Source organism: Burkholderia sp. ABCPW 111, from assembly GCF_000773065.1.
In the GTDB taxonomy this organism is placed as follows: Bacteria; Pseudomonadota; Gammaproteobacteria; order Burkholderiales; family Burkholderiaceae; genus Burkholderia; species Burkholderia savannae.
Window position 1 is genome coordinate 161,631 of record NZ_JPWT01000001.1, and the last position, 10,126, is coordinate 171,756.

At 71.7% G+C, this 10,126-nt stretch carries 3 protein-coding genes and 2 pseudogenes; all 5 read right to left on the minus strand.

From position 1 onward, the window contains the following. Positions 1–89 precede the first annotated feature (89 nt). Positions 90–929, minus strand: a complete 840-nt coding sequence (locus tag X946_RS00640) for a formyltransferase family protein (RefSeq protein ID WP_038743055.1) — start codon at positions 927–929, stop codon at positions 90–92. Between the two features lie 64 nt (positions 930–993). Then, the gene (locus tag X946_RS00645) at positions 994–3,210 is read right to left on the minus strand and encodes a TonB-dependent siderophore receptor (RefSeq protein ID WP_038743056.1); all 2,217 of its coding nucleotides are present in this window, start codon (positions 3,208–3,210) and stop codon (positions 994–996) included. A gap of 46 nt (positions 3,211–3,256) precedes the next feature. Further along, entirely contained in the window at positions 3,257–4,678 is a 1,422-nt protein-coding gene (locus tag X946_RS00650; RefSeq protein WP_038743057.1) for a lysine N(6)-hydroxylase/L-ornithine N(5)-oxygenase family protein, read from the minus strand. Positions 4,679–4,803: 125 nt separating this feature from the next. Further along, a pseudogene (locus X946_RS36785) lies at positions 4,804–5,076 on the minus strand (phosphopantetheine-binding protein); the annotation flags it as partial. A gap of 92 nt (positions 5,077–5,168) precedes the next feature. Then, positions 5,169–10,122 (minus strand): annotated as a pseudogene (locus tag X946_RS00655) (amino acid adenylation domain-containing protein); the annotation flags it as partial. Between the last annotated feature and the right edge of the window lie 4 nt (positions 10,123–10,126).

Below are 10,126 nucleotides of genomic sequence, written 5' to 3' on the forward strand. Positions count from 1 at the left end.
GACACGCAACGAAGCGGGCATGCCGCCGATACGGCGTACCCGCTTCGTTCATTTACCGAGCCGAAAGAACCGCTGCTTGCGCGGCCCGCTCACTCGACGCGCGCGTCGAGCCCCGCCATGATCGCGAGCCCTTCGTTCAACGCCGGAAAGAGGCTGCGGTTGAAATTGTTCCAGCGCAGCTCGAGGATCGTGTCGCCGGGATCGATCTCGGTGTTCAGCACGTCGTGGATCACCTCGCCCGAATCGACGCCGTTGTCGACGTAATGAAACGATGCGCCCGTCATCTTCACCGGCTCGACGGGCACGGTCTCCATCGTCTTCCAGTCGACGACCTTTTGCCCGCGCGCGCCGAAGAGCGCGTCGAGCGTCGCATATGCGCCGCGTCGCTCGTACGGCGACTCCGCGCGCGTGATGCCCGGATGGATGTTGACGATCCGCCGGCAGTACGGCGCGCCCGGGCGCACCAGTTCGTCGAGGATCACGAGCAGCCCGTCGAGCACGACGAGATCGGCGCCGAGCGCGTCGAGCGTGTCGCGCAGATGCGCTTCGAACGCGCGCTTGCCCGCCGGCCGCGCGGGCGAATCGAGCGGCTCGCGCCGGTATTCGGACGGAATCGCGAGCAGCAGGTCGTTGACGAGCCGGCCCGCTACGCGCAGCTCGGGCGGATAGAACCAGCGCTTGCCGGGCTCGTACGCGAAGCCGTATTCGGCAAGCTTTTCGCGGTCGAGCGGCGAACCCGCGTCGTCGTCGTAGATCACGCGCTCGAGCGAGTACGCGTCGCCGAGCTCGGTGTCGTTCAACGCCCCGACGAGCGATTCGAGCACCGATTTCATGTAGCGCTTGCCGCCCCTGTAGTCGACCTGCTGCCCCGCCTTGTCGGCGGCGGCGTTTCTGAGCGACCAGATGTAGACGAGTTTCTTCTTTGCCATCGCAGTGTTGTCCTCTCGTTCGGGCGGCGCGCCGCCGCGCCGCCCATGGGATGATGAGACGCGCTTACCAGTTGTATTTCGCCGTCGCGATCACGGTGCGCTGGTTGCCGTACATGCATACCGAATCCGACTGGCAGCCGGACACGTAGCGCCGGTTGAACAGATTCGTCGCATTGACCGCGAAGCGCCAGTTGCGCATTTCGTAATGCAGCGCGGCGTCGAAGAGCGTGTAGCTCGGCACCGTCAGCGAGTTGTCGGCCGCGCCCGCCGCCGCGCTCATGTAGCGCACGCCCGCGCCGATCCCGAAGCCCGTGAGCGGCCCGTTGCGCCACGTCCAGTCGGCCCACAGCGACGCGATCTGGCGCGGACGCGGAACGTCGATGGGCCACTTGTTCAGCGTGTTGTCGTTCGCCTGCACGTTCTTCACGTCCTGATAGACATACGCGGCGATCACCGACAGCTCGCGCGACAGATTGCCGACCGCGCTCAGTTCGATGCCGCGCGAGCGCACTTCGCCCACCTGCACGAACGTGCTGCTCGTCGGATCGTTCGGATTGCTCATCGCGACGTTGGTCTGGTTGATCTGATACACGGCCGCGTTCAGCATCAGGTTCTTGCCGGGCGGCTGCCAGCGCAGGCCGGCCTCGATCTGGCGGCCCTTGGTCGGCACCGCGAGCCCGCCGCCCGAGAGCTTCAGGCCGATTTGCGGATTGAACGACGTCGAATAGCTGATGTACGGCGCGAGGCCGTAGTCGCCGAGATAGGTCAGGCCCACGCGCCCGCTGAACGCGTGATCGTTCTGCTTGAAGCTCGTCGAATTCGCGATGTCGTCCTGCAACGTGCGCGTCCAGTCCTGCCGGCCGCCCAGCGTCAGCACCCAGCGCTGCCACTTGATCTGGTCCTGCACGTACAGGCCGAATACGTTGAGCGTCGTCTTCGTGTCGGTGCGCGGATACGCGCCCGGCCCGCTGAAGATGTCGGCCGGGATCGGCGTGTAGACCGGCCGGTACAGGTTGAGGCTCGGCGCCTTCGCGAGCCATTCGCTGTCCGTCGTCGTCTGGCGGTTGTAGTCGAAGCCGAACAACAGCGTGTGCGAAAGCGGGCCGGTCGTGAATTTCGCCTGCGCCTGGTTGTCGACGTCGAAGCGGCTGTAGTTGAACTGGAACAGGCCCGCGTAGCGCGTGAGCGTCGCCATCGTCGGGTCCGCGCCGTCGAGGCCGCCGCCATAGACGGACGCGTCGTCGAGCGACAGGTGCATCCAGCGCAGGTTCTGACGGAACGTCCATACCGGGTTCAGCTTGTGCTCGAACTGATAGCCGAGCGACCACTGCTTCTTCCGGTAGTGGTCGAAATTCGCGTCGGCCGTATACAGATCGTCCGAGATCGTGCCGTTCGGGTTCGGCAGCACCGTGCCCTGCGCGGGCAGGAAGTTGCTCGACGTGTCGCCCCAGTCCTGCAGGTACGTCGCGGCGAGCGTGAGCGACGTGTCCGCGTTCGGCTGCCACTTGAGCGACGGCGCGAACGACACGCGCTGATCGGCGAGCGGCCCCGTCTGCGCGTTGCCGTCGCGGCCGACGCCGACGATCCGGTACGACAGCGTGCCGTCCTTGTCGATCTTGTCGCCGACGTCGAACATCAGTTGCTTGCGCGCGTAGTTGCCCACCTGCACGCCGACTTCGCGAATCCGCTCGCCGTTCGCGAGCTTGCTCTGCACGTCGACGATCGCGCCGGGGTCGCCCTGCCCGTACAGCACCGACGTCGGGCCGCGCAGCACGGCGATGCTGTCGACCATGTACGGATCGACGCGCCAGCTCGACAGGTTCAGCGTGTTCGGCACCTGCAGCCCGTCGACGAACACGGTCGGCGTGAAGCCGCGCAGCGCCGCGTACCAGTCCGAGCGGTTGTCCGATCCGTAGCTCGAAAAGCCCGGAATGTAGCGGAACGCCTGATTGATGTCGGTTGCCCCTGTCGCCTCGATCTGCTGCGCGGTGACGATGTTGATCGTCTGCGGGATCTCGACGATCGGCGTATCCGTTTTCGTGCCGCTCGTGCTGCGCCGCGCGACGAGACCGATGGTCGCGTCGCGCGGCGCATCCGCCGACACCGATATCGCGGGCAACGTGCCGCCCGACGCGGTATCCCCATTCACCTGACTGCCCGGCTGCCGCGCGTCTCCCCCCGGCTGCACCGCCTGTGCCTGCGCATGACTCGCCGCCGCGTAAAACGCCACGCCCGCCGCAGCCGCGATCGCACGCACGCGCGTGCTGGTTGCCCACTCCATCTTCCGTTGCTCCAAGTTGCAAAGCGGCCGCGAGGCCGCGCCTTCATCAAAGAGCGATGGCCAGCCGGCCGCCGCTCACCCCGTTGTTATCGTGTCGTGGCCGCGCGCGGCCTTCGGGCCGGGCGGCTTCTTCGTGTTCTGCCCCGTGCGCGCGCTCGGCGAGCGACGCGGCGATTTCGTCGGCGCGGCGCGCGAGCACCGACAGCAGCGTATCGGACAGCCCATGACTGTCCTCGCAGCAACCTTGCAGATAAATGCGCGGCTTGAAGTGCGCGGGCGTCGCGAGCCGGTAGTCGCGCGCGACGTCGCCCGCCGCGAGCGCGTCGCCGAGATGCGGCGCGAGTCCGTCGAGAAGCGCGAGATGCGTGTCGCGGCGATAGCCCGTCGCGAGCACGAGCGCGTCGAAGCGCTCGGTGCGCGCGTCGCCCGTCAGGCGGTCGCGCAGCACGAGTTCAGCCTGCCCGTTCGCGGTGCGCGCGGCCGATTCGATCGCGGCGTTCGCGAGCAGCCGGTGGCGCGGCGCATCGCCCTTCGCGTCGGCGATGCGCTGCAGGTAGAGCATTTCGTAGATCTGCTCGATGAGCGGCCGGTCGACGACCGCGTAGTTCGTGTCGCGAAAGCGCTCGATCAGCGAGCGCCGGCCGCTCGCCGGCTGCGCGTAGACGACGTCCGTGAACGCCGGATTGAAGATCTCGTTGACGAACGGGCTGTCGTCCGCCGGCTTGAGCGCGCCCGAGCGGATCACGAGGCTCGCCTCCACGTGCGGAAAGCGCCGCGCGAGATCGACGAACACCTCCGCCGCGCTCTGCCCCGCGCCGATCACCGCGACGCGTTTCTTCGAACGGGCGTCCGGCGTACGGGCGTCCGGCGCGCCGACGAGCCGGTCGATCGACGTCAAGTAGTTCGACGAATGGACGACGAGATCGGGCCCGAGCGCGGCGAACGCGTCGGGCACGCTCGGCGCGCCGCCGACGCCGACCGACAGCGCGCGCGCGACGCGCTGCCGCTCGCGGCCGTCGGCGTCCTTCGAGAACACGCGCAGCGCGTCGATCTCGCCGCTCGCGCCCGGCGCGGCGACGGGCTCGATCGCCGTCACCGTCTCGCCGTAGTGGACGCGATCGTCGAACGCGTTCGCGACCCAGCTCAGGTAATCGTGGAACTCGACGCGCGTCGGATAGAAGTTCTTCAGGTTGACGAATTCGCTCAGGCGTCCGTGCTCGTACAGGTAATTGACGAACGTGAAGCGGCTCTTCGGATCGCGCAGCGTGACGAGATCCTTCAGGAAGGAAATCTGCATCCGGCAGTCGTCGAGCAGCATCCCGCGGTGCCAGCCGAAGGCCGGCTGGCGCTCGACATGGCAATGCGTGAACGCGGCCGCGTCGCCCGCTTCCGCGAGGCGCACGGCGAGCGCGAGGTTCGACGGTCCGAAACCGACGCCGATCAGGTCGAATACGGTATCTCTCTGCATGTCTCTGATTCCCTTAACGGTGTGGCCGGCGCGCTGACGGCGCCGGCTGGACAAAAACGTGACGCGGATCGCGCGCATCGGCGACGCGGCCGATCCGGGCCGGGCGTGACGGCGGCAGGCGGCGCTCAATCGGCATCGCGCGCCTCGGTGGCGGGCTGGCCGGCCGCGCGGGCCGGGTGCGCCCCGAGCGCGGCGAGCGCCGCGAAGCTCGGCGCGGCGAACACGTCGGCGATCGCGAGCGCGAAGCCGGCCGAGCGCGCCGCGTCGACGAAGCGCACGACGTCGAACGACGTCGCGCCCGCTTCGAACAGGTCGTGCTCCGGCGCGGGCGCGGCGCGCCCGAAGCACGCGCGCCATACGTCGGCGAGCGCGTGCGCGCGGCCGCCCGCCTCGCGCGCGCGCTCGTCGCCGCCCGCCGCGCGCGATGACGACGACGACCGTGCGGCGAGCGCGTCGCACACGTCGCACACGTCGCGTGGGTCGTGCACGTCGTGCGCGTCGAGCGGAAAACGCGCGGCGGATGCGCCGAGCGCGCGCGCGGGCGCGTCGACGAAGCCGCGCACGACGTCGAGATAATCGGCCGCGAGCGCGGCGACGAACGTGCCGTCGACGCGTTCCGTCGCGTACGAGAACGCGCCCGTCACGCGGCCGTCCGGATGCTCGACGAGGTCGAGCTCCAGCTCGAACACCACGCGGTGCCTGACGTCGTTGAATGCCTCGACGGCAAGCCCCGCCCAGTCGCGCGCGGCGGCGCCCGCTGGCCGCAGGTAGTTGAACATCACCTGGAACAGCGGATTGCCGTTGACCGCGCGCGGCGTGCGCAGCGCGGCCACGACGTCGCCGAACGGCGCGTCCGCGTGCGCATACGCGGCGAGCGCCGCGTCGCGCACCGCGGCGACGAGCGTCGCGGGCGTATCGGCGCTCGTCATGCGCGTGCGCACGACGACTGCGTTGATGAAGAGCCCGAGCGCGCGCTCGGCGGGCTCGCCCGTCAGCTCGCGCGTCGACGCGAGCACGCCGACCGGCTGGTCGGTCGCGCCCGTCGTGCGGTAGAACGCGGCGTTGAACGCCGCGTGCAGCAGCATCGGCAGCGTCGCGTGCGCGTCGAGCGCCATCGCGCGCGCGCGGCGCGTGAGCGCGCCGTCGAGCTCGAACGCGAGACGGCCCGCGTCCCAGCGCGGCGCCGCCGCGCGGCCCGCGCGCGGCGGCGGCAGCGCGTGCGACGGCGCGCCCGCGAGCGCCTCGCGCCAGAACGCGAGGCGCGCGTGCGGCGCGGCGGCGGGCAGCACCGGCGTGTCGATGTCGAGCGAATCCGCGCGCGTTTGGGCAACTGTTTCGCCAAGCGTTGCCGGCGGCGCGGCCGAGCGCTTTTCCGCAAGCGATTCCGCCGGCGCGCCGGACGCCGTGGATGGCTCCGCGGCCGCTTGCCCGCCGCCCACGCGCCGCGCGACGTACGCCGAGCGGACCTCGTCGAGCCACAGTTCGATCGACTGGCCGTCCGACACGATGTGATGGACGACGAGCGACAGCACGTGATCGTCAGCGCCGAGCCGGATCACGCGCGCGCGCCAGAGCGGCGCGTCGGCGGCGAGATCGAACGGCGTGAGCGCGTCCTCGTCGGTCAGCGCGACGGCGGCGGCGAGCCGCGCGTCGTCGTCCGCCGCGCCCGAGGCCGCGCGCAGATCGACGATCGGCCATTCGACGCGCCGCGCGGGCGCGATCCGCTGCCCCGGCGCGCCGTCCGCGCGCGCGACGATCCGCGTGCGCAACGCCGGATGGCGGGCGTCCGCATGCGAGAACGCATCGGCGAGCGCGTCGGCGTCGAGCGCGCCCCGCAGCCGCAGCGCGACCGGAATGTTGTACGCGGCGCTGTCCGGCTGCGCGCGCCACAGGAACCACAGCCCGCGCTGCGCGGCGGACAGCGGCAGCACGCCGTCGGCGTCCCGCGCGTACGGCGCGGCGGGCGCATCGCCCGCGCCGTGCGCCGCTTCCACCTGCGCGGCGGCCGCGACGCGCAGCGCGTACGGCGCGAGAATCGGCGCCTCGAAGAGCGCGCGCACCGGCACGTCGCGCGCGAGCCGCTCGGCGACGCGCGTCGCGACGCGCACCGCGGCGAGCGAATGGCCGCCCAGCTCGAAGAAGTGATCGGCGCGGCCGATCCGCTCGGCGCCGAGCACTTCGCGCCAGATCTCGGCGAGCGCCGCCTCGATGTCGTTCACGGGCGCTTCGTACGCGCGCGCGGCGTGCGCGGGCTCGGGCAGCGCCGCGCGGTCGACCTTGCTGTTCGCGTTGCGCGGCAGCGCGTCGAGCACGACGATGTGCGCGGGCACCATGTAGTCGGGCAGCGTGCGGCGCAGGTGCGCGTCGAGCTCGGCCGCGTCGGCGCGCGCCGCGCGCTCGCGCGCGTCGCCCGTCAGTTCGACGAACGCGACGAGCCGCGCCTGCGCGCCCTTGCCGAACACCACCGCCACCGCCTCGCGCACGTCGCCGTGCGCGGCGAGCTGCGCCTCGATTTCACCCAGCTCGATGCGCAGCCCGCGCAGCTTCACCTGATGGTCGATGCGGCCGAGGAAATCGAACACGCCGTCCGCGCGGCGGCGCACGAGGTCGCCCGTGCGATACAGGCGCGCGCCCGGCGCGCCGTACGGATCGGGCACGAAGCGCTCGGCCGTGAGCGCGGCGCGGCCCAGATAGCCGCGCGCGAGCCCGATCCCCTCGCCGCCCAGATACAGCTCGCCGATCACGCCGACGGGCAGCGGATTCAGGCGCGCGTCGAGCACGTGCGCGGTGCGCGCGCCGACCAGCGTGCCGATCGGCAGATACGCCGCGTCGGCGAGCTTTGCCGGATCGTCGCCCGGCTCGAACATCCACAGCATCGGCGTGATCACCGTTTCGGTCGGCCCGTAGCCGTTGACGACGCGCGCGTTCGGAAACGCGCGGCGCATCAGCGCGAACGCCTCGCGCGACGTCGCCTCGCCGCCCACCGTGATCGAGCGCAGCGACGGCGGCGCGCCGTGCTCGAGCGCCCATTCGGCGAGCTGCGTCGCGCAGCCGGGCGGCACGTACGTCATCGTCACGCCCTCGCGCGCGATCAGCGCGCAGGTTCGCGCGGGCGGCCACAGCGTGTCGGCCGTCACCGCGACGGCCGCGCCCGACATGTATTGCGAAAACCAGCCCTCGTGCGCGCCGTCGAAATTGACCGACTGGAACAACATGAACACGTCGCGCTCGGTCGCCCCGTAGCGCGCGGCGATCGCCTCGCAATGGCGTGCAAACGCGCCGTGATCGACGACGACGCCCTTCGGCTTGCCCGTCGAGCCCGACGTGTAGATCACGTACGCGGCCTGGTGCGGCGACACCTCCGGCAGCGCGACGCCGTCGATCCCGGCGTCGGCGATCGCGTCGTCGACGAGCCACGCGTGCGCGGCGCCCGAGAGCGGCAGCGCGTCGATGCTGCCGCGCTCGGTGATCACGTGCGCGATCTGCGCGTCGTCCAGCATCTGCGCGAGCCGCTCGCGCGGGTGGCTCGGATCGAGCGGCACGAACGCGCCGCCCGACTTGAGCACGGCGATCAGGCCGACGAGCAGATCGACGGAGCGCGACAGCGCGACGCCGACGCGCGTCTCCGCGCGCACGCCCGCCGCGACGAGCCGCTTCGCGAGCCGCGTCGCGCGCTGCTCGACCTCGCCGCGCGTGAGCGCGCGCTCGACGTCGGCGGCGCCGCGCGCATCCGGGCGACGCCGCGCGTGTTCCGCGATCCGGTCGTGGACCGACACGAACGGTTCATCGAAAGCCGCGCCCGAAGGCGTGCCGGCAAGCTCGCCGAAAGTTGCGTCGACGGGCCTGCCGGCCCGCTCGCCCGGCGTCTCGACGACAACGCGCGCCGACGCCGCGCCGCCGCGCTCGCGATCCGTGAAATCGTGCGTCTGCCCGTTCCACGCGGCGAGCTGGCGGCGCTCCGCCTCGGGCAGCCATTGCAGATCGCCGAGCGCCGCGCCGGGCGCCTCCAGCGCGTGCGAGAGCAGCTCGACGTAGCGCGCGGCGAAGCGCTCGATCGCGTCGGCGCCGAAGATGTCGGTCGCGTACACGAAGCGCGCGTCGAGCCCGCCGTCGTCACGCTCGTCGAAGCTGAGCGCGAGATCGAATTTCGCGTACGGCATGCCCGAGGGCAATTCGGTTGCGCGCACGTCGGCGAACGACGGCAGCGCGCGCCGCGCGCCGTACGCGGCCATCACCTGAAAGAGCGGATGGTGGCTCGCGCTGCGCGCGACGCCGAGCGCGTCCACCACCTGATCGAACGGCACGTCCTGATGCGACTGCGCATCGACGAGGCCGCGCTGTGTCGCGTCGACGAGCGCGTCGAACGCGCGCGTCGCGCCCGTTTGCGCCGCGAGCGTCAGCGTGTTGACGAAAAAGCCGATCAGCCCGACGGTCTCGCCGCGCTCGCGGTTCGCCGACGGCACGCCGATCCGGATCTCGGGCTCGCCCGACGCGCGCGCGAGCAGCGTCGCGAGCGCGGCGAGCAGCACCGCGAACGGCGTCGCGCGGCGCGCCTGCGCGAGCGCGCGCACGCGCCGCGCGAGCGCGGCGGGCACGTCGAACGCGTGGCGCGCGCCGCTCGCGCTGCGCTGCGCGGGGCGCGTCGCCGCGCCCGGCAAAAGCAGCGCGTCGCGGCTCGCGTCGAGCGCCGCGCGCCAGTGCGCGAGCTGCCGCTCGCCCTCGCCCGCGTCGAGCCAGCGGCGCTGCCACAGCGCGTAGTCGGCGTACTGGATCGGCAGCGGCGCGAGCGACACCGCCTCGCCCGTCGCGAACGACCGGTAGAACGACGACAGCTCCGCGAGCATCACGTCGGCCGACCAGCCGTCGGACACGATGTGGTGCGTCGTCAGCACGAGCCAGTGCGTCGCCGCGTCGAGCCGGATCAGGTGCGCGCGCACGAGCGGGCCGCGCGCGAGGTCGAACGCCTGCGCCTCCTCCCGCGCGGCGACGGCCGCGGCGCGCGCGTCGCGCGGCGCGGCGGGCGTGTCGGCCGCATCGGCATCGGCGTCGGCGAGATCCGTGTAGCGCCACGGGCAGCGCATCGGCGCGTGCACCGTCTGCAGCACGCCGTCGGCGCCTTCGGCGAACGTCGTGCGCAGCGCCTCGTGGCGCGCGATCAGCGCGTCGCACGACAGCCGCAGCGCGTTCGCGTCGAGCGCGCCGTCGAGGCGCAGCCGCTCGGTGATGTGATACGCGGCCGATTCGCCGAGCAAGCGCGCGTGCAGCCAGAGGCGCGTTTGCGCGAACGACGCCGGCACGCTCGCCGCGCGGTCTTCGCGCGGCGGAATCGGCAGCATCCGGAAATCGATCCCCGCGTCGCCGAGCTTCGCGAGGAACTGCTTGCGCTGCGTGTCGGGCAACCGCGCGAAGCGCGCGGCGAGCGACAGCAGATCGGGTGTGGTCATGCGG